The organism is Pseudonocardia endophytica (assembly GCF_004339565.1).
Taxonomy (GTDB): Bacteria; Actinomycetota; Actinomycetes; order Mycobacteriales; family Pseudonocardiaceae; genus Pseudonocardia; species Pseudonocardia endophytica.
The window spans coordinates 2,904,235-2,923,025 of sequence record NZ_SMFZ01000001.1 but is presented as its reverse complement, the minus strand read 5'-3'; the positions used below and the strand labels follow the sequence as shown (position 1 = coordinate 2,923,025).

At 73.0% G+C, this 18,791-nt stretch carries 19 protein-coding genes; 7 read left to right on the top strand and 12 right to left on the bottom strand.

The window, feature by feature from the left end; genetic code table 11:
- Positions 1-437 precede the first annotated feature (437 nt).
- A complete protein-coding gene (locus EV378_RS13335) occupies positions 438-1,985 on the bottom strand; it encodes an acyl-CoA synthetase (protein WP_132424660.1) in 1,548 nt (515 codons plus the stop codon).
- A gap of 88 nt (positions 1,986-2,073) precedes the next feature.
- Entirely contained in the window at positions 2,074-3,207 is a 1,134-nt protein-coding gene (locus EV378_RS13330) for a TetR/AcrR family transcriptional regulator (RefSeq protein WP_132424657.1), read from the bottom strand.
- Between the two features lie 113 nt (positions 3,208-3,320).
- On the opposite strand from EV378_RS13330, the gene EV378_RS13325 reads away from it, so the two are divergent.
- From EV378_RS13325 to EV378_RS13305, 5 genes are all read left to right on the top strand, one after another.
- Positions 3,321-4,502, top strand: a complete 1,182-nt coding sequence (locus EV378_RS13325) for a lipid-transfer protein (RefSeq protein WP_132424654.1) — start codon at positions 3,321-3,323, stop codon at positions 4,500-4,502.
- Positions 4,499-4,930, top strand: coding sequence for a MaoC family dehydratase N-terminal domain-containing protein (locus EV378_RS13320; RefSeq protein WP_132424651.1), 432 nt, complete (start codon positions 4,499-4,501; stop codon positions 4,928-4,930). Before EV378_RS13325 ends, EV378_RS13320 begins: the two co-directional genes overlap by 4 nt.
- On the top strand, positions 4,930-5,319 hold the full coding sequence (locus EV378_RS13315) for a MaoC/PaaZ C-terminal domain-containing protein (protein ID WP_132424648.1): 390 nt from the start codon (positions 4,930-4,932) through the stop codon (positions 5,317-5,319). Before EV378_RS13320 ends, EV378_RS13315 begins: the two co-directional genes overlap by 1 nt.
- A gap of 2 nt (positions 5,320-5,321) precedes the next feature.
- Positions 5,322-6,152: an SDR family NAD(P)-dependent oxidoreductase gene (locus EV378_RS13310; RefSeq protein ID WP_132424645.1), complete on the top strand. Its 831-nt coding sequence runs from the start codon at positions 5,322-5,324 to the stop codon at positions 6,150-6,152.
- A 221-nt stretch (positions 6,153-6,373) separates the two neighbouring features.
- The gene (locus EV378_RS13305) at positions 6,374-6,868 is read left to right on the top strand and encodes a CBS domain-containing protein (protein WP_165922274.1); all 495 of its coding nucleotides are present in this window, start codon (positions 6,374-6,376) and stop codon (positions 6,866-6,868) included.
- A gap of 9 nt (positions 6,869-6,877) precedes the next feature.
- Here EV378_RS13305 and EV378_RS13300 read toward each other — a convergent pair whose 3' ends face one another.
- The gene (locus tag EV378_RS13300; RefSeq protein ID WP_132424639.1) at positions 6,878-7,123 is read right to left on the bottom strand and encodes a hypothetical protein; all 246 of its coding nucleotides are present in this window, start codon (positions 7,121-7,123) and stop codon (positions 6,878-6,880) included.
- 185 nt (positions 7,124-7,308) lie between these two features.
- Between EV378_RS13300 and EV378_RS13295 the strand changes: the two genes are divergently transcribed.
- A complete protein-coding gene (locus EV378_RS13295; protein WP_132424636.1) occupies positions 7,309-9,717 on the top strand; it encodes a galactose oxidase early set domain-containing protein in 2,409 nt (802 codons plus the stop codon).
- Positions 9,718-9,839: 122 nt separating this feature from the next.
- Complete coding sequence (locus tag EV378_RS13290) at positions 9,840-10,988, top strand: hypothetical protein (protein ID WP_132424633.1); 1,149 nt, start codon at positions 9,840-9,842, stop codon at positions 10,986-10,988.
- Positions 10,989-11,387: 399 nt separating this feature from the next.
- On the opposite strand, the gene EV378_RS13285 is transcribed toward EV378_RS13290, so the two are convergent.
- The 9 genes from EV378_RS13285 to EV378_RS35325 form a co-directional block, all read right to left on the bottom strand.
- On the bottom strand, positions 11,388-12,044 hold the full coding sequence (locus tag EV378_RS13285) for a GNAT family N-acetyltransferase (protein WP_132424630.1): 657 nt from the start codon (positions 12,042-12,044) through the stop codon (positions 11,388-11,390).
- Positions 12,041-12,760, bottom strand: a complete 720-nt coding sequence (locus EV378_RS13280) for a hypothetical protein (protein WP_132424627.1) — start codon at positions 12,758-12,760, stop codon at positions 12,041-12,043. The genes EV378_RS13285 and EV378_RS13280 overlap by 4 nt, the downstream gene beginning before the upstream one ends.
- A 91-nt stretch (positions 12,761-12,851) precedes the next feature.
- Positions 12,852-13,475 (bottom strand): response regulator, encoded by a 624-nt coding sequence (locus tag EV378_RS13275; RefSeq protein WP_132424624.1) that lies wholly within the window; start codon positions 13,473-13,475, stop codon positions 12,852-12,854.
- A gap of 7 nt (positions 13,476-13,482) precedes the next feature.
- Complete coding sequence (locus EV378_RS13270; protein WP_132424621.1) at positions 13,483-14,265, bottom strand: sensor histidine kinase; 783 nt, start codon at positions 14,263-14,265, stop codon at positions 13,483-13,485.
- 79 nt (positions 14,266-14,344) lie between these two features.
- Entirely contained in the window at positions 14,345-15,655 is a 1,311-nt protein-coding gene (locus tag EV378_RS13265; RefSeq protein WP_207908658.1) for a hypothetical protein, read from the bottom strand.
- Entirely contained in the window at positions 15,652-16,068 is a 417-nt protein-coding gene (locus tag EV378_RS13260; RefSeq protein WP_132424618.1) for a cupredoxin domain-containing protein, read from the bottom strand. Before EV378_RS13260 ends, EV378_RS13265 begins: the two co-directional genes overlap by 4 nt.
- Entirely contained in the window at positions 16,065-17,321 is a 1,257-nt protein-coding gene (locus EV378_RS13255; RefSeq protein ID WP_132424615.1) for a hypothetical protein, read from the bottom strand. The genes EV378_RS13260 and EV378_RS13255 overlap by 4 nt, the downstream gene beginning before the upstream one ends.
- 150 nt (positions 17,322-17,471) lie before the next feature.
- Complete coding sequence (locus tag EV378_RS13250) at positions 17,472-18,464, bottom strand: hypothetical protein (RefSeq protein WP_132424612.1); 993 nt, start codon at positions 18,462-18,464, stop codon at positions 17,472-17,474.
- Positions 18,465-18,546: 82 nt separating this feature from the next.
- Positions 18,547-18,702, bottom strand: coding sequence for a hypothetical protein (locus EV378_RS35325; RefSeq protein ID WP_165922273.1), 156 nt, complete (start codon positions 18,700-18,702; stop codon positions 18,547-18,549).
- Between the last annotated feature and the right edge of the window lie 89 nt (positions 18,703-18,791).

Below are 18,791 nucleotides of genomic sequence, written 5' to 3'. Positions count from 1 at the left end.
CGACGATATCCAGGATCCGCTCCAGATCGTTCGCGATCGTGAACCTGCCGGACGGGCCGGGAGCGCCGGTTCGCCTCAGGTGCGGCCAGGTGCGACACCGCGGCGCGACCTGCGGCAACCGATGCTCGACCTGGACAAGAGGGCCGCCCCGTTCAGCGTTCGGGGGCGCCGTGCAGCCGCCCCGGGCCGCGCTCGCGGAGACCTGACCCGCATGGTCACTCGCCTGGTGGGCCGAGCCGACGAGCTGTCCGTGCTGACTGCGGCGACCAGGCCGTCGCACCGCACGCCGGACCGCCCGCCGCGAGGCGTCGGAACGCCGGCGACCGTCCACTCCGGACCTGGTGGTCGACCCGCCGGGCCGGCGTCGTTCTCGCGGTCGTGCCGGCCGAGTCGACGGAAGTCGCACCGGTGGGCGAGCGGCCGTGCTGTGTCGGTCCTTAGTGGACCTCCCGGTCTCCTTCGGACCAGTGGGCGGCGCGCAGTTCCCGCTTGAGGATCTTGCCGGCGGCGGAGACCGGTAGGGCGTCGACGAACTCCGCGCTGCGCGGCGCCTTGTATCCGGCGATCCGGGTCTTGGCGTGCTCGCGCAGCTCCTCGGCCGTCACCGTCTGATCCGCCCGCAGGACGACGACGGCGTGCACGCGCTCGCCCCACTGGTCGTCGGGCACGCCGATGACGGCGCACGAGGCGACGGCGGGGTGCGTGGCGAGCGCGTTCTCGACCTCGGCCGAGTACACGTTCTCGCCGCCGCTGACGATCATGTCCTTGATCCGGTCGACGACGAAGACGTAGCCGTCGTCGTCCATGTAGCCGCCGTCGCCGGTGTGCATCCACCCGTCGCGCACCGCCGCCGCGGTGGCCTCCGGCTGGTTCCAGTAGCCCAGCATCACGTGCCCGCCGAGCGCGACGATCTCGCCGACCGTCCCGCGCGGCACCTCGTCGTCCTCGGCGTCCACGACCAGTACCTCGGAGTGCGGCGCCGCGCGACCGGCCGAGCGCAGGCGATCGCCGCGGCGGTGGTCGTCCGGACTGAGCAGGGTGGCGACGGGGGACAGCTCGGTCATGCCGTAGGCCTGCGTGAAGTCGGCGTTCGGGAACGCCTTCATCGCGCGCTCCAGCACGGACTGCGCGATCGGCGAGGCGCCGTAGAGCACGGCGCGCAGGCTGGTCAGGTCGTGCTCGGCGATCTGCGGGTGGTCGATCAACATCTGGATCATCACCGGAACCAGCAGCGAGTCCGTGGCGCCGTGCGTCGCGATCGCGTTCATGACCGCGACCGGTTCGAACGCCGGGACGATCACGTGCGCGCCGCCCGCCGCGGTGGTCGCGTTCCAGGCCGCCATGTCGGCGAGGTGGAACATCGGGGCGGCGTGCAGGCAGCGCGTGCCGGACCCGAACAGGTAGCCGGTCGAGAGGATGCCGAGCGCCGAGACCATCAGGTTGGCGTGCGAGAGCATCACGCCCTTCGGGTGGCCGGTGGTGCCCCCGGTGTAGAACAGGCCGGCGAGCGCGTCCCCGCCGCGGCGGGCGTCCGGCACCGGGTCGTGGCCCGCGATCAGGTCCTCGTAGGACTCCGCACCATCCGGCGTCGGGCCGTCGCCCGCGTGGATCACCGTCCGCAGGCCGGGGGCCGCCTCGCGCAGGGCGGGGAGCATCGGGGCGAACGTGTCGTCGACGAGCAGCACACCGGTGTCCGAGTCCTGCAGCGAGTAGGCGATCTCGGCCGGGCTCCACCGGATGTTGACCGGGTTGAGCACGGCGTCCGCCCACGGCACGGCGAGCAGGTACTCGCCGAACCGGTCCGAGTTGAGCGAGAGCATCGCGACCCGGTCGCCGGAGCCGACCCCGAGCCCCTGCAGCGCGGCGGCGAGCCTGCCGACGCGGTCGGCGACCTCGGCGAACGTGCGGGTGCGGTCCCCGAACACGGTCATCACGTCGTCGGGATGCTGCTGGACGGCTCGGTGCAGACCCTGCGTCAGGTACACGAGATCACTCCTATGTGAATCACCGCGAGTGCGATGTCGCCCAGAGTGACGGCGCCGAGCGGCAAAGTCAAGGTAAAGTGAATCGCGGCTAGCTAAGCTCCAGCGCCGAACGGGCGAGGGTCGCGGTCCTGGCCACGTGGCCGGGCCGGGTCCGCAGATGGTGGATGCGCGACAGGCTGTTCACCACGGACAGCGCGGCGTGCACGCGCAGGAGCGCGTCGGTCTCGTCGCGGTCCGGGCGGTCCCGGCGCAGCAGCGCCACCCATTCGGCCACGTAGTCCCGCTGGGCCCTGCGGAACGGCTCCCGCACGTCCGCGGGGAGGTGGACGACCTCGGTGAGCAGCACGCCGACGATCGCCGGGTCGTCGGCGACGAACGCGCTGTAGCGGGCCGCCAGCCTGCGCAGGGCGTCCGCCGGGTCCGACGCGCGGGCCAGGTCGTGGTGCAGCGTGAACCACAGCGCCTCGTTTCCGCGCTGCAGCACGGAGGCCAGCACGTCGGCCTTGCTGGCGAAGTGGTTGTAGACGCTCGGCCCCGCGATGCCGGCCGCGGCGCCGATGTCGTCGAGGCCGACGGACGGGTAGCCGCGGTCGGCGAACAGCCGGGCCGCCACGCCGAGCAGCGCCTCGCGCCGGGACGCGGGCGGCAGGCCGCCGTCCTCCGGCGGGAGCACGTCCCGGTCGTCGGGCAACGGTGCGACGGCGACGGCGCGGGCCGCGGCGAGCAGGACGGCCGAGAGCCGGTCCGCGTCGACCTGCACGCCGTGATGGGCCGGGCTGTCCAGCACCGACAGGACGGCCCACGAGCGCAGGTCGTCCTCGTCCGCGACGTCGCCGGCCAGGGATGCGGCGACCCCGCGCAGCCGGTGGCGCACTGCCCGTCGCGCGTCCGGCGGGAGGTGGCCCGCCTCCCGGCCCCACAGCGCACCGAACTCGCGGAGCTCGACGGCGTGCGCGGCCAGCGCGGCGATCGGGTCGGCTGAGCCCGCCGCCACCTCCTCCATCCGGGCGAGCTGCCCGTCGAGCACGGTGAGCAGCAGCTCCTCCTTGCCGCGGACGTGCCGGTAGAGCGCGCTGGCCCGGATCCCGACGTCGGCGGCGATGTCGGCCATCGCGACGCGGTGGTAGCCGTCGCGGCGGAACCGCCGGGCCGCGGCGGCCAGGATCTGCGCGCGCCGGTCCGCGGGCCGTCGCCGGGGCACGTCGCGGGCCTGCACCGTCATCGGGCACCTCCTTCGTCCGGCAGGACTCTAGCCGCTGTTCTCTTCCGCCACGTCGAAACGGTGCTAGTCTCCTACCAAAGCTAACCGCAATTCACATAGAGCAGGGGACGGGCATGGTTCAGCGGGTCACCGTGGCGGGCGTGGGCATGGTGCCCTTCGCGACGCCGAGCCGGAGCGAGCCCTACGACGTGCTGGCCGATGGCGCCGTGCGCGCCGCGCTGGCCGACGCGGGCGTCGAGCTCGGTGCGGTGCAGCAGGCGTACGCGGGCTACGTGTACGGCGACTCGACGAGCGGGCAGAACGCGCTCTACCGGGTCGGGATGACCGGCCTACCGGTCGTCAACGTCAACAACAACTGTTCCACCGGGTCGTCGGCGCTGTTCCTGGCCCGCCAGGCGATCGCCTCGGGTGCGGCGGACTGCGTGCTGGCGTTCGGGTTCGAGCAGATGCAGCGCGGCGCCCTGAAGGAGCACTGGGACGACCGGCCGAGCGCGTTCGGGCGCTTCGAGACCGCGCTCGGCGACGCGGGCAACCCCGAGGTGCCGCTCGCCCCGCGCTACTTCGGCGCCGCCGGTACGGCCTATGTGGACCGTTACGGCATGGACCCAGCCGTGTTCGCGCGGATCTCGGTGAAGGCGCGCAAGCACGCCGTCGGGAACCCGTACGCGGTGTTCCGCGACCAGGTCACGGTCGAGGACGTGCTGGCCTCCCCGCACATCACCGGCCCGCTGACCCGGCTGCAGTGCTGCCCGCCGACCTGCGGTGCGGCCGCGGCGGTGCTGGTGAGCGAGGAGTACGCGCGGCGGCACGGCCTGCGCACCGACGTCGCGGTGAAGGCCCAGGCGATGACGACCGACACCGCGTCGAGCTTCGAGGGCGACCCGATGCGCCTGGTCGGTTACGACATGTCGAAGGCCGCCGCGCAGCAGGTCTACGAGGCGGCCGGGGTCGCGCCGGAGGACGTCCGGGTCGTCGAGCTGCACGACTGCTTCACCACGAACGAGTTGCTGTCCTACGAGGCGCTCGGGCTGACGCCGGAGGGCACGGCCGAGAAGTTCGTGTCCGACGGGGACAACACCTACGGCGGCCGCGTCGTCACGAACCCGTCCGGCGGGCTGCTGTCCAAGGGGCACCCGCTCGGCGCCACCGGCCTCGCACAGTGCGCCGAGCTGACCTGGCAGCTGCGCGGCGACGCCGGGCCCCGCCAGGTCGACGACGTGTCGATCGCCCTGCAGCACAACATCGGTCTCGGTGGCGCGGCAGTGGTGACGCTGTACGAGAAGGTCTCCGGATGATCGATCCGGACCGGGCGACGGCGGTGGTGTTCGAGCCGCTGACGGTCACCGTCGACCGCGGGCGGCTGGCGTTCTTCGCCTCGGCCACCGGGCAGACGGACCCCGTATACTCCGATGTGGACGCCGCGAAGGCGGCGGGCCACCCGGACGTGCCGGTGCCCCCGACGTTTCTGTTCGGACTCGAGATGGAGCGGCCCGAGGCGTTCGGCTGGCTGGAGGAGCTCGGTGTCGACCTGCGCCGCGTGCTGCACGGCGAACAGTCGTTCACCTACCACGCGCTCGCGCACGCCGGGGACACCGTGACCCTGCGCCCGCGGATCACCGGCGCGTACGCGAAGAAGGACCTGGACTTCGTCGTGAAGCGGACCGAGATCACCCGCGGTGGCGAGCGGATCGCCGACGCCACGACGACGATCGTGGTGCGCTGATGCGGACCGGCGACACCATGGAGCTGTCCGTCCCGCCGATCACGCGCACCACGCTCGCGCTGTTCGCCGGCGCGTCCGGCGACCACAACCCGATCCACATCGACATCGACGTGGCCCGCGGCGCGGGCCTGGACGACGTGTTCGCCCACGGGATGCTGTCGATGGCGTACCTGGCCCGCCTGCTCACCGACCACTTCGGACAGGAACGGATCCGCACCTACCGGGTGCGCTTCGCCGCGATCACCCCGGTGCACGGGCAGCCGACCTGCACCGGCCGCGTCACCGGCGTCGACGACGGGCTCGCGACGATCGAGCTCGCCGTGACCCTGGCCGACGGCACCACCACCCTCACCGGCGACGCGACCGTCGCCGTCGACCGACAGGACTGACCATGGGAAAGCTGGACGGCAAGGTCGCGCTCGTCACCGGCTCCGGCCGGGGGATCGGCGCCGAGATCGCGCGCAAGCTGGCCGGTGACGGGGCCGCCGTCGTCGTGAACGACCTGGACGACGCCCCCGCGAAGGAGACCGTCGCCGCCGTCGAGGCGGCCGGCGGACGCGCCGTGGCCTGCGTCGGCAGCGTGACCGACGACGGGTTCGCCGAGCGTTTCGTGCAGACCGGTGTGGATGCGTTCGGCGGGCTGGACGTGATCGTGAACAACGCCGGCTACACGTGGGACGGCGTCGTGCAGAAGATGTCCGACGAGCAGTGGGACGCGATCCTCGACGTGCACCTCAAGGCGCCGTTCCGGATCCTGCGCGCCGCGCAGCCGGTGATCTCCGGGCTGGTGAAGGCGGCCAAGGCCGCTGGCGACGACGTGCCGTGCCGCAAGGTCGTGAACATCTCGTCCATCGCGGGTCTCGGCGGCAACGCCGGTCAGGCGAACTACGCGGCCGCCAAGGCGGGCGTCACCGGGCTGACGAAGACGCTGGCCAAGGAGTGGGGCCGCTACAACGTCACCGTCAACACGGTCGCGTTCGGCCTGATCACGACCCGGCTCACCGGCACGGTCGCGGGCGGGGACGGCACGATCGACGTGCAGGGCCGCGAGATCAAGGTGGGCGTCAACCCGGACCTGCTGGCCTCGATGGAGCAGATGATCCCGCTGGGCCGCAGCGGCACCCCGGCCGACGCCGCCGGTGCGGTCTACCTGTTCTGCATCCCGGAGTCGGACTACGTCAGCGCCCAGACCGTCGTCTGCGGCGGCGGCCTGATGGTCTGACGCGGATCCCGGGTGTCCCGGATCCACGCCGGGCGCCCGCACCATCGGGCTCGACGTGCCGGGCGACCCGGATGCCCGCGGCGGCCGTCGAACCGGCGGGGCCCGCGCTGTGGCTGGTGATGCGCGAGTCGGGCCGAGTACCGGGCCCGGGGGCGCGCTGCATGGCGTGCAGGCGCCGGATGACGGACGATCGGGGGATGAGCGGGACGGGAGGAGGTCCGATGGCGAACGGCTCGTGGACGGGCCTCGGGAACGGCGCGGCCCGGACGGTGGGCTCCGCGATGATCCGCCGACCGAAGGTGTGCGGTCCGGAGACCACGGTCGCCGAGGTGCGCGACATGTTCTCCGACGACCACGTCCACTGCGTGCTCGTCGTCGACGGTGGCGTTCTGCTCGCCGTCGTCGAGCCCATGGATCTGTTCACGGCACCACCGGACGCGCCGGCGTCGACGACCGGGCGGCTGGCCGGGCGCGTCGTCGGGCCGGACGCCGACCTGCACCGCACCTGGCGGTCCATGGAGTCCGGGCACCGCAGGCGGCTTGCCGTCGTCGGGCCCGGGAACGCGCTGGCCGGGCTGCTCTGCCTCAAGCGGTCGGGGCGCGGCTTCTGCAGCGACACCGACGTGGCCGACCGGGCCGTAGAGCTGGGCCGGGCGCTGCCGCCGCCGATCGGCGGGGTCGAGGCCGTGGCGGCCGACGCGCCGTCCTGCCGCTGATCCGGTCGGTCAGACCCAGGCGAGGATGTCCTGGGCGGTCCGGCGGCGGAGGTCGTGCGCGAAGTCGGCGATCAGCGGATCGGCGTCCAGGCACGACGGGCACGGGTGCCAGCGGCGCGGCGTGAGGGTCGAGTACTCGTCGTCGACGGGCTGGTGCCGCAGCGGTCCACCGTCGTGCGTCCAGACACGCCGGCACCCGTTGTCGCTGCAGTGGTACTCGCCGGGCTCGGCGCCGACGTGGGTCGTGTGCGGCATGGCTGACTCCCTGGGGGTGGCGTCGGCCGGACGGTAGCCAGGACGGCGGGTGCCGCCCTGCCCTCAGATGAGGGTATTTGACTGTCGTTGATCTCCTCTTGACTGCGCGTGAGCCCATGCCTCCGACTCCAGCTCCCCGGACGTCGGACGACTCCCCAGGGCGTGTGCTCGAGAGGAGAACTTTCATGCGACGTCCCAGAATGGGGGGACGGCGGCTGGTCGTGCTCGCGACGACCACCGCCCTGGTGACCGGGGGAGGTATCGCGACAGCACCGTTCGTGTTCGCGGCCCCCGCCGCCGACCCCGCCGCGGAGGGGTCGTGGTCGGTCCCGTTCGAGGAGGGCGGTGCAGGTACCCCGCGTTGCGAGACCGTTCCGAACGACGGTCCGAACGACGAGCGCGACCGGCTGCAGTGCAAGCCGACCGCGGTCACCAGCGCCATGCAGCCCGACGGCCGGGTCCTGTACGGCAACGGCATCGAGGCCGAGGAGAACGCGGAGGAGACCGTCGTCCCGGCCCTCTCGCCGGAGGCGCGCGACGGCCGCACCCGCGTTCTCGACCTGCGTGACGGCAAGCCGACGTGGACCAAGCCGGACAACGAGCGGACCGACGGGGACAACCCGAACATCCAGCCCGGCCGGACCAGCGACGACTGCCTCACGCAGGACCCGCTCGGTGTGGCCGGCGTCCCCGGTCGCCCCGGCGACGGCCTGGTCGGCTCCACCAACGGCGCGCTCGGCGGGCCGCAGGCGAACCCGACCTGCTCCCCGGACGACGTCCAGGACAACGACGGCGACATCTTCTGCGCCGACATCGCCCAGCTCCCCGACGGCCGGAACCTGCTGGTCGGCGGCACCGACTGGTACAACGAGCCGTCGATCCTGGAGAAGGCGGACGGCGACCCGGCGAACGTCGGCGTGATCGAGCTCGAGGGCCTGCGCAGCGCGCGGATCTTCGACGGCGAGAAGAACCGCTGGGACGCGACCGGCTCGATGAAGTACGGCCGCTGGTACCCGACGGTCACGACGATGCCCGACGGCAAGGTCACGGCCGTCAGCGGCACCACCAAGCTGATCAAGTCGACCCAGGGTTCGCAGGTCCGTCGCACCGAGACCTATGACCCGGCCACCGGGCAGTGGACCGAGGACTACACCGGGCCGAACTCCGAGAAGACGCTCCCGCAGAACGCGCGGATGTACCTCACCCCGAACGGCAAGCTGTTCTACTCCGGCGACGGGCAGATGTTCGGCCCGTTCGGGCAGGCGGCCGACGAGGCGCTCTATGCGCAGCAGGGCTTCTTCAACCCGGAGACCAAGGAGTGGGAGAACGCCGGGCTCACGCTGCCGCGCAGCTCGCCCGCGTCGGTGGCGCTCCCGATGAAGGCGCCGTACGACAAGATGACGATCCTGCGAGCCGGCGGAAACTTCGGTCCGCCTCCCGGCACCTACGTCGCGACGCCCACCACGACGCTGACCAGCGTCGACAAGGAGGGCAAGGTCACGAACGAGCCGGGCCCGCTCATGAACGAGGGCCGCTGGTTCAGCCAGCCGACGCCGCTGCCGGACGGTCAGACGCTGCTGACCAACGGCGCGCGCAACGACGAGGTCGTGTTCCCGGGCGCCGAGCTGCCGGTCAAGACGCCGGAGCTCTACAACCCGGACACGAAGACGTTCACGCAGATGGCGCTGCCGGAGCGGGCGCGGACCTACCACAACAACGGTCTGCTCCTGCCCAACGGCCAGGTGCTGATCGGCGGCAACTCGCCGATCTCGCTGGGCTACGGCATCCAGCGCGACGCGGTGCCGGGCATCACGGGCAACAACGACAAGGACCCGTCCTTCGAGCTGTTCTCGCCGCCGTACCTGCACAAGGGAGACCGCCCGAACATCGACGGCGTCCAGAAGGGCGTCGCGTGGGGCGAGGACTTCGACATCGCGACCGGCAACGCGGGTGACATCAGCAAGGTGATGCTGATGCGCATGCCGTCGCCGCAGCACGTGATGGACAGCGACACCCGGACGCTGGAGCTGCCGTTCCAGAAGAAGGACGACGGCACCCTGTCGGCGTCGACGCCGCAGGACGGCGTCGCGGCACCGCCCGGTTACTACTACCTGTTCGTGAACCGGACGGCCCAGGACGGCAGCTCGATCCCGTCCGTGGCTCGCATCGTCCACGTCGGTGACCAGTCCGACGGCGGCGAGGCGCTCCAGCCGATGGGTCCGGAGACCGTCGACGGCTTCCAGCCCAACGGCGCGACCCAGACCGAGCCGAACACGATCCTGGACAACCCGCCGAACCCGCTGCAGACCCCGACCGTGCCGGGTCAGACCGACCCGCTCGGCGTGCCGAAGGGCATCCCCGGCGTCAGCGGCAACGTCGACGACCCGAACAACACCGGGATCGGGCAGGCACCGCCGAACGTGAACGGCGACGGTTCCGAGCCCGAGCAGGGTCCGCCGGGCGGTTCGACCTCGGACGACGGCCGGTCGTCCGGGAGCGGACAGCAGCCGGGCCTGCTGCCCAACCTGGGCGGCGGGGCCTCCGAAGGACGACGCGGCCACGGCCGCCGGAAGCACCCGAGGTCGATTTCATGATCCACCGCTCCCCACGGAGCACCGCCGAAGCGCTCGTCCGGTCCGGACGGGCGCTTCGGCGCGTCTCCCCCCGGAACACATCCGTCACATCCGTCACGGGGCGCCTCGCGTCCGGCGCCGGTGTGCTGTTCCTGGCGCTGGTCGCGCTGCTGGGCATCGCGCCGGTGGCCTCGGCGCAGGCACAGGGCACGTCGTCGGACATCGCCGCGGTGATGGACCGGTCGCCGGACCTGGCCGGCGCCACCCTGTCCGTCCAGGCGACCGAGATGGGGTCGCAGTTCGTCCTGGACAACCCGACACCGACCGAGATCACGGTCATGTCCACGGCGGGTGACCCGCTGTTCCGGATCGGGCCGGGTGGCGTGCTCGCCAACTTCCGCTCCCCGGACTGGTACCGGTCCAAGGCCGTCGCCGAGGAGGTCCAGATCCCGCCGCGGGCGGCCGACCGCGGCACCCCGGTCTGGGTCAAGGTCAGCCTCGACCCGTCGTGGGGCTGGTTCGACCCGCGCCTGCGGGACGCGACCCTGACCGACGACCAGAAGGCATCGATGGACCCGCTCGACCCGTTCGGCGCCTGGTCGGTGCCGGTCACGGTCGGGGACAGGCCGGGCACGGCGGACGGCCACTTCGAGTACCGGCCGCCGATGGGGTCGTTCGTCCCCACGCTGTCCGAGACCCAGCCGGCCGACGGCGTGTCGCTGACGGCGCTGCCGGGCAACCCGACGCCCGGCATCGGCGTGAACAACCAGGGCGCCGGCGAGATCGTCGTCCTCGGTGAGGCGGGCGAGCCGTTCCTGAAGGTGACGCAGCAGGGCGCCGAGGCGAACGAGCAGAGCCCGACGTGGCTGGCCCAGCAGGGCGGTGCCGAGGCGGCTGGTCCGAAGGGTGACCCGGCGGCGCCGCCGCAGTGGCGGTCGCTCGGGCAGAGCCCGCAGGTCTCGTTCACGGTTCCGTGGGCGGACTCGGACCTGTCGCCTGCGGACCTCTACGCGATGTCCGGCTCCCAGGACGTGCAGAACTGGACGATCAGCATGATCGTCGACGGCCAGCGCTTCGACGTGCCGGGCGTGACCACGTTCAACCCGGCCGACCGGGGCGGCATCAGCATCTGGTGGTGGATCGGCGGCGCTGTCGTGCTGCTGGCCGTCGTCATCGTGGGGACCCGGTGGATCCTGCGCCGCAGGCGGACGTCGTCCGGCTCCGGCGGGAACGACGCGGGCACCTCCGTGCCGCGGGGATCGCACCGGGCGAAGGCGGACGTCACGAGCTGACGCCCGCACACGACCGCAGGGGCCGGCACCGGGTATCGGTGCCGGCCCGTGTCGTCAGCCGTGTCACACGACATCGGAGAACGCTCGCGGAACCGGTGACCGCACGCGCCCAGACGCACGCGTTCACCGAATCGGCGTGTGCTCCGGACCAGCGCACGCCGGGCTCGGACGCGACCACCGGCGACTGTGTCCCGGCCCGCCGCACCCGACATCGGAGAACGCTCGCCGAACCGGCAGACGCACGCGATCGGGCACGCGCATTCGCCGGACGAGCGCGCGTTCGCCGGATCAGCGCGCGTTCGCCGAACCGGTGCGCCTTCCGAGTCAGTGCGCGCCGTCCGCATCACTCGTCGTGCGGGTCGGTCGGACGTGCCGGTCGGTCGGACGGTGCCGGGTCGTTCAGGAGCGGCGTGCCGGCCAGGACAGCCGGGGCGTCATCCGGTCCACGAGAGCGCGGAACTCCGGTCGCAACGTGTCCACGTGTCCCAGCACGACCTGCAGGTCGTCGGCGAGCTCCGGCACCGTGACGGGGTCGACGCCGGGGGCCCGGCGGAACCCGGCGGACAGCACGCGGTGCAGCTGGCCGTACCGCGTTCCGGACGCACCGACGAGCGTGTCCCGGCCCAGCTCACGGGCCACGGCGACGCCCGCCGCGAGCGTCTCGGCGGCCGTCCGGGCACGGCCGGGCCCCGGCCGGACGGCCCATCCGGACCCCTCCCACGCGTCCTCGAGCGGTACGTCGAGGCGGGTCAGCAGGCGCGCGGTGGCCCCGTCGCCGAGCAACCGGTCGCAGAAGCCGGCCGAACCGTCGTCGAGCGGCAGCACGCGCAGCGCCGCGCACGGTTCACCGCCGGAGACGGCGACGACGTGGTGGGCGCCGAGGTCCGCGGGGTCGTCGTCGCACGGGCCGTCCGTGCCACCGGCGAACGCGGGCCGCAGCCCGTCGTCGTAGAGGAGCCGCCCGCGGAAGCAGCGGACGGCGTCCAGCATCGGCCATGGCGTCCCGGCCGCCTGCGGTTCGAGGACGTGCCAGTCCGGCCGGGCGGGCGCGGTCACTCCGGGGAGAGGGCGAGACAGTGGCCCACGAACGCCCGGTAGGCGTCCAGAGCGGCCGTCCCGGCCTGCACGAGCGGCTCCAGCGCGTCCGGACGCTCGCTGAGGAAACCGGCCATCTGCCGCTTGTTGAACGCGGTGTGTCCCACGTCGAGCGACACGTGCTCGTCGAGGAAGCTCAGCTCGCTCCCGTCGCTGTGCAGCAGCGTGCGGGCGTTGTCCAGCATGCCGGCGCCGAACCCGAGCGACAGCAGCTCGATCTCGTTCTCGATGGCGATCTGGGCGAACGGCGTGTCGCCCGCGATGACGTCCTCGTGCAGCTCGCGGTACCGGTGTACGGGCTCCGGCCACTCCAGCCCGAGCATGTCGTCCGGGTCCGGTGCGGGGCGACCCGCCCGGGTGCGCCGGTCGCACAGCGCGCGCAGGTCGGAGATCATCATCAGGTGGTGGTCGGCCTCGCCCGCAGCGTGCTTCTGCAGCGCTTCACCGAGCTCCGTCGTGCCGGACCCGCCGGTGTCGACGCACGCCTGGCCTGCCCGCCGGATCCACCCTTCGACCGGTTCGGTCATCGCGACCCCGAGCGCGTTGAACGTGATCAGGAAGCTCTCCAGGCGGGTCTCGCCGATGGCCGGGTCCTGCACGAGGCGGACGGAGGGATCCTGCGCGAACGCGGTGCGTGCGGGATCGAGGGCGGACTCGTAGCTCTCGATCGTGGTCATCGGCCGGCTCCAGTCTCGTGTCGGGGTCGAACGCCAGCGTCCGTGTGCGAGATCGAGTTCTGATACCCGCATCCGAGGGTGGTGCCGCTGGTCAGATCAAGGTCAGCCGGCGTGCCTCCGCCACCGCCTCGATGCGGCTGTGCACCCCGAGCTTGGTCAGCAGCGACTTCACGTAGCTGCGCACCGTGCTCTCGGTGAGGTAGAGGTCGCCCGCGATGTCGCGCGTCGACTTCCCGTCCGCGAACGCGACGAGCAGCTCGTACTCGCGCGGGGACAGCACCTGCTGGGCGGAGCGCGGGTCGTCCGAACGCCGCCCGGCGGCCAGCCGCGGATCGACGAACGGAACCTGGCCGGTCAGGACCGCACGCAGACCCTCGACGAGCAGCCTGCTGTCCTTGAAGACCGCCCCGTCGGCACCCGCACCGAGCGCCGCGCGCACCGGCTCCAGCTCCTCGGTCGCGGTGTGCAGCAGGACCCGGGCGCCGGGCGCGGCACTCTTGATCCGCGCCGCGGTCTCGGGGGCGTGGCTGCCCTGCATGCGCAGGTCCAGGACGACGGCGTCCGGGCGCAGCAGCGCGGCCCGGCTGATCGCGGTCGCCCGGTCGGTCGCCTCTCCGACGACCGTCAGGTCCGCCGCCGTCTCGACGAGCGCGCGCACGCCGTCGAGGACGACGGGGTGGTCGTCGACGACCAGGACCGTGTGCGGGGTGCTCATCAGGGCCTCAGCAGGGGAGGCGCAATCGGAGGGCCGTCCCGCCGTCCTCGCGGCGCAGGCCGACGGAGCCACCGTTCTGCTCGGCCTGCCGCGACATCGAGGCGAAGCCCCAGCGCCGGGCGCCGGACGGCACGCCGGCCAGCGCCTCGAACTCCTCGGGGCCGCGGCCGTCGTCCAGCACCACGAGTGAGATCTCCTCCGGCGCGAAGTCCAGCGTGACGACGACCTGGTCGGCGTCGGCGTGCCGCTCGATGTTGAACAGCGCCTGCCGCAGGCAGTTCAGGACGGTCCGCTCGACGCGGGCGTCCAGGCGCCGGGCCCGGCCACGGACGACCAGGTGGGCGCAGAGGCCGGTGCGCCGGCGGAAGTCCGCGACGTCGCGCTCGACGGCCGTCGGGACGGCATCGTCCGCGTCGACCGGAGCGGCGGCGGCGAGCAGCTCGCGGAGCCGGTCGGACGCGGCGTGCACGCGGTTCGCGACGTCGTCCACCGTGCGGCACAGCTCGCCGACGTCCTCGCGGTAGAGGGCCTGGGCCCGCTGGGTGCTGGCGGCGATGGCGAACAGCAGCGGCCCGATCTCGTCGTGCAGCGCGCCGGCCAGGGTCTGGCGCTCGGCGTCGACGCGGCGACGGATCTCGGTGTCGTCGCCCCGCTTGCCCGACGCCCGGCGCAGGGACGGGAGTGGCGAGCACTCGAGCTGCCCGTGCCGGACTGCTCCGGCCGTGGCGGCCTGCGTCCACGCGGGGGATACGCCCGGTTGGGCGGCAACGCTGCCGTTCACTGTGCGCATGTCTGCTTAACGACGAATGGTTCCCGGAGTTCCGCAGAATCACCCAAAGATCGTAGCTTTGTCCGCGTCTGCGGAGTTACTATCCCGCAAACAGCAGACCGACGGCGCCGATCGTCAGCGCGACCATGGCGGCGAGCATCGGGTACTGGGTGCGGACGGCGTCCTCGGACCGGTACAGCCGGACGGCCCTGTCGTGCGCCGCGACGGAGGCGACGAGGTGGCCGGTCACGATGGCCAGCAGCTGCACCGCCATGATCGCGATCGGGCCGAGCAGCGTGTAGTCGATGCGGGTCCCGGCGAGGCCGAGGAGGTCGGCGCCGGTGCCGAGCGGGTCCCCGGCCAGGATGAACGTCTGCTGCCCGTCGAACACGAGCAGGCTGAAGTAGTGCGCGATCGCGTAGCCCGCCGCGATCGGGGCCAGCGTGGTCGCGAACGTCGCCGGTCCCGGCCGCTGACCCTCGTGCGCGCCGTGCGGGGTGAGTGCCGCGCAGCCGAGCAGGTAGATGACGCCGACGGCCAGCGTGGTCGCGGCCAGCCCCAGCGTGCCGCCGAGTACCCCCTCGGTGACCGTCGAGGTCCACCACGTCGTCCGGGAGATCCCGTCGTAGCCGGTGGTGCCGACGAGCGCGACGACGACGCCGACCAGCCCCGGGCCCGGCGCGAGCCGCTCGAGGCCGTCCAGCGGGTTGCGCAGCCCGAACCGCCCGTCGTCCAGGCGGCCCACCGGAGACAGCCCGCCGATCAGCGACGAGTACACCTCGAAGCCGTCGCCGCGGTCGAACCACCGGGCTCCGAACACGGTCGCGGCCGCGACCTGCACCACGGCGTAGCCGGCCAGGAACCCGGCCACGGTCGCCGGCTCGGCCCGGCCGGGCGCGACGAGCTCCAGCCAGGCGAACGCCGTCAGCGATGCGGCGGCGGGCCAGTACCCGACCGACGCCGGCGGCGTCCGCAGCCCGTCCGGGTCGATCCGCAGCGCGCCCGTGACGATCCGGTGCAGCAGCCGCAGCGGGTTCGCGTACCGGACGACCGGCCCGAGCAGCAGCGACAGCGGCACGAGCCCCGCCCAGAACGTCACGTAGAACGCCCACGGCGCGACGTTGTCCGACGGGTCGTCCGGGCCGACGAACCCGATGTTGATCACCGCGATCAGCACGGCGAGCGCGACCGCCCGGACCGTCGTGCGTGTCGCCGGGTGGTCGACGACGTCCGTGACCACCCGCGGCAGCGGGCGGCCACCGCCGGGGGAGCGCGGCGAGCGCCACAGGAACGCCAGCACGACGAACGAGATGATCAGCGTGACGGACGCGGCCGCGGCGGCGGGGCCGAGCGGGACGGGCAGGTCGCTGCGGGTGCCGACGCCGTGCGCCGGGACCATCACGGTCGTCACCGGACCTCGAGCTTCGCCAGCTGCGTCCCCGACCCGTGCAGCTCCAGCTCGAACACGCCGGGCTGGTCCGCCGTGAACTCGATCGTGGCCGGCGTGCCCGCGGTCAGCTCGGCCTCGCGGTCGTAGCCGTGCAGGTGGACCTCGTCGTTCTCGTCGCTGGTCACGACGAGCGTGACCGGTGTGCCGAGCGGGATCTCGATCCGTTGCAGGCCACCCTGGACCTTCCCGCCCGCGACGGTGATCTCGATCCGCTTCGTGGCCGGTGCCTGCGGGGCGGCGGACGGCGCCGCGGCCGCGGCCGGGCTCGCCGGCTGCGGGGCGGGCGCGGCGCTGTCGGCGGCGTTCCCGCAGCCGCCCAGCGCGAGCGCGGCGACCGTGGCGGCGCCGAGTGCGAGGTGTCGGATCGTGGTCATGGGAGGGGAGCTCCTTCTCGCGGGGGAACGAGATCGGCATCGTCGGAGTCGGCGGGGGAGCCGGCGTGCGTGGACGTGGTGGCGCCCGAGCCGGTCGCCGCGAAGTCGGCGGCGGCCAGCCGCCGGTGGCGCCGGGTCAGGAGGACCAGACCGGCGCCGAGGACCAGCACGGCGGCACCGAGCCCGATCAGCGGCAGGCTCGCCGACCCGGAACCGCCCGCCGCGGCGGGACCCGGGCCGAAGCGGACCACGCCGGAGAGCGTGTCCCTGCGGTCGTCGACGAGGACGGTGACCTGCCAGCGCCAGATGTCGGCCGGAGTGGCCGCCGCGTACGCGGCCTGCAGGACCGGCCCCGGCGGGGGCAGGCGGTCGTCGGCCCAGCTCACCGATCCGGCCTCGGCGTACGGGACCCAGCCGGACACCTGCGGGACCGGGCGGCCGTCGCGCAGCAGGCCGAGACGGTAGGTCCGGCTCGCGCTGTCCGCCTCCCACGAGCCGTCCGCGGTGCGCCGGAGGAACGGCTCGCCGTCGAGCCCGAGGACCGTCACGACCGGCCCGGGCGGACCCTGCAGGATCAGGCTCGGCCGGTCGCCGGGCGCGACGACGGCGGACAGCCCGTCCGGGGGCGAGTCGACCGTCGTCCGCAGCGCACCGACCGGCTGGCGCCGCTCGAGACGACCGTCCACGGTGTACTGGTCGGCGCCGATCCGGAGCGGGACCGTCCAGGCACCGAGCACCTGTGTCGTGCCGGGCCTGCCGCCGGAGGGCGAGCCGACCGCCGCGGGCCATGTCCTGGCGTCGAACCACTTCCAGGACGCGGCGTCCGAGACGTGCACCCAGCGCTCCGGTGCGCCCGGTGCAACGCCGGCGGGCAGGCGGGTCGCGATGCCCGGCGGCGTCCGGCTCTCGTAGGTGAACGGGTGGGCCGCGTCGAGGTCGACACCGCGCGTGGAGATCCGCAGGAAGTCCCGCCCGTCCGGCGCGAGGACGCTCATCGGGACGTCCGACGTGCCGGCGGCCGCGAGCTCTCCGGTAGGGGTCATCGCCACCGTGGAGCCGGCGGGCAGGGCCGGCCGGACGCCGTCGACGACGGGGCCGGTGACCGTGCGGTTGTCCTGGGCCCACGCCGGACCGCCCACGAGGCCGAGACCGACCACCGAGCACGCGACGAGTGCCGCGGCGAGCACGAGGCGAGCACTCCGTCCCCTCTGCGGGCGGGTGTCGTCCGTGGGCGTCGTCGCCCTGTGTCTCATGGAGAACCTCGGTTCGGCGGGAGCTGAGCCCTTTGGGTGCACAACGGTCTCGATGGCCCCACCGTCACGGTTGTGCCGCGGAAAAGTCCGCTACTGCGGATCGTGACCGAGATGCGAATCCGCAGTCGCGGACGCGTGTATCGGGCTCGTTCAGCCGGTCATGTGGCTCATATCGTGCCCCATGGAGCCCATGGAGGCCGACTCGGCGGGCGCGTTCTCCCCGACCGGTCCCTGCTCCGGCTCGTTCGCGAAGAACAGCCAGATGTTGGTCGGGATGTCCTGGCCGGTCGTCGTCTCGCCCTCGGCCTGGGCCGCGCGCAGCGAGTCGATCGACGTCAGGCACCTGTCCCGGCCCGCGGCGCAGTTGCCGTCCTTGTCCGGCCAGACCGACTGGTCCTTGACGAGCACGACGACGACCTGCCACCACTGCTGGTCCGGGTCGTCGGTCGTCTCCACGATGTGGCTGTGGCTCGGCAGCGGGATGACCGCGCCGGGATCGACCGTCGGCAGCGCCACCGGCGGGCTCACCGGGAGCGGGCCGGGGACGCCGGCCAGCGGCGGGACGTCCGGCGCTGGCAGCCCGGTGATGTTGCGCAGGGCCCGGCCGAGGATCGGGTCGACGAGCACGACGCTCGGGTGCATCGTGCACGACCCGACCGGCTGCTTCTTCTCGGTCGCGGGCGGGCCGGGCTCCGGGCACTGCAGGTCGACGCCGGGGGCCGGGTCGAGCGCCTCCGGGACGCCGTTGCCGTTCGCGTCGAACGTCGGGACGATCGCCCAGAACTTCCGGGCCTCGTCCAGCGACCGTCCGGCGGGGTCGATCTGCGGCTCCGCGCCGCCGGGCGTGGTGCCGGCCAGGCACTCGGGGATGATCATCTCGTCCGGGTCCGACGCGGCCGGGACACCGTCCCCGCCGCGCCCGATGCCGTCGAGGTCGTCGAACGGCTCGATCGTGCAGTGGAAGTTCTGGGCGTAGGTGAAAACCTGGTTCTGCCCCTCGCCGAAACCCTCGGTCTGGTTCGCCCTGAGCGGGCGCTCCAGGTTGTTGCCGGTGGGCTCGGCGATGCCTGCCGTCGTGCTGACGGCGGCCGTGACCAGCGCGGCCGCGACCGCGGTCAGGAGGGTCGTTCTGGAGAGTCGCACCTGCGCCCCATCTCGCCTGATAGTTCCGTATTCGCGGAGAAGAACGGGCCGAATCGACCGTGGGTTCGGTCAGGCTGGGCGGTCACTCGATCGGGGTGGCGACCTGAACGGGCGACGGCTCGGGGACGCTGGCGCCCCGCCGCTCCCGCACGGCGGCGTGCACCAGCTCCGGGATCAGGATCGATCCCGCGGCCATCACCAGGAGGGCCAGATGGCCCCACAACACGCCGTCGAACACTCCTCGGACGGTAGGCACCGGCCCATCGGGTCACTGCCCCCACATGGGGGTGGTCGCTCGCGCGTCCCGCGGCCGAAGCTCGGGCCGTC

Coding starts and splice junctions, on each gene's coding strand:
- EV378_RS13330 (WP_132424657.1), bottom strand. CDS start 3,207: ATGACGGTGCAGGCCCGCGACGTGCCCCGGCGACGGCCCGCGGACCGG.
- EV378_RS13325 (WP_132424654.1), top strand. CDS start 3,321: ATGGTTCAGCGGGTCACCGTGGCGGGCGTGGGCATGGTGCCCTTCGCG.
- EV378_RS13320 (WP_132424651.1), top strand. CDS start 4,499: ATGATCGATCCGGACCGGGCGACGGCGGTGGTGTTCGAGCCGCTGACG.
- EV378_RS13315 (WP_132424648.1), top strand. CDS start 4,930: ATGCGGACCGGCGACACCATGGAGCTGTCCGTCCCGCCGATCACGCGC.
- EV378_RS13310 (WP_132424645.1), top strand. CDS start 5,322: ATGGGAAAGCTGGACGGCAAGGTCGCGCTCGTCACCGGCTCCGGCCGG.
- EV378_RS13305 (WP_165922274.1), top strand. CDS start 6,374: ATGGCGAACGGCTCGTGGACGGGCCTCGGGAACGGCGCGGCCCGGACG.
- EV378_RS13300 (WP_132424639.1), bottom strand. CDS start 7,123: ATGCCGCACACGACCCACGTCGGCGCCGAGCCCGGCGAGTACCACTGC.
- EV378_RS13295 (WP_132424636.1), top strand. CDS start 7,309: ATGCGACGTCCCAGAATGGGGGGACGGCGGCTGGTCGTGCTCGCGACG.
- EV378_RS13280 (WP_132424627.1), bottom strand. CDS start 12,760: ATGACCACGATCGAGAGCTACGAGTCCGCCCTCGATCCCGCACGCACC.
- EV378_RS13275 (WP_132424624.1), bottom strand. CDS start 13,475: ATGAGCACCCCGCACACGGTCCTGGTCGTCGACGACCACCCCGTCGTC.
- EV378_RS13270 (WP_132424621.1), bottom strand. CDS start 14,265: ATGCGCACAGTGAACGGCAGCGTTGCCGCCCAACCGGGCGTATCCCCC.
- EV378_RS13260 (WP_132424618.1), bottom strand. CDS start 16,068: ATGACCACGATCCGACACCTCGCACTCGGCGCCGCCACGGTCGCCGCG.
- EV378_RS13255 (WP_132424615.1), bottom strand. CDS start 17,321: ATGAGACACAGGGCGACGACGCCCACGGACGACACCCGCCCGCAGAGG.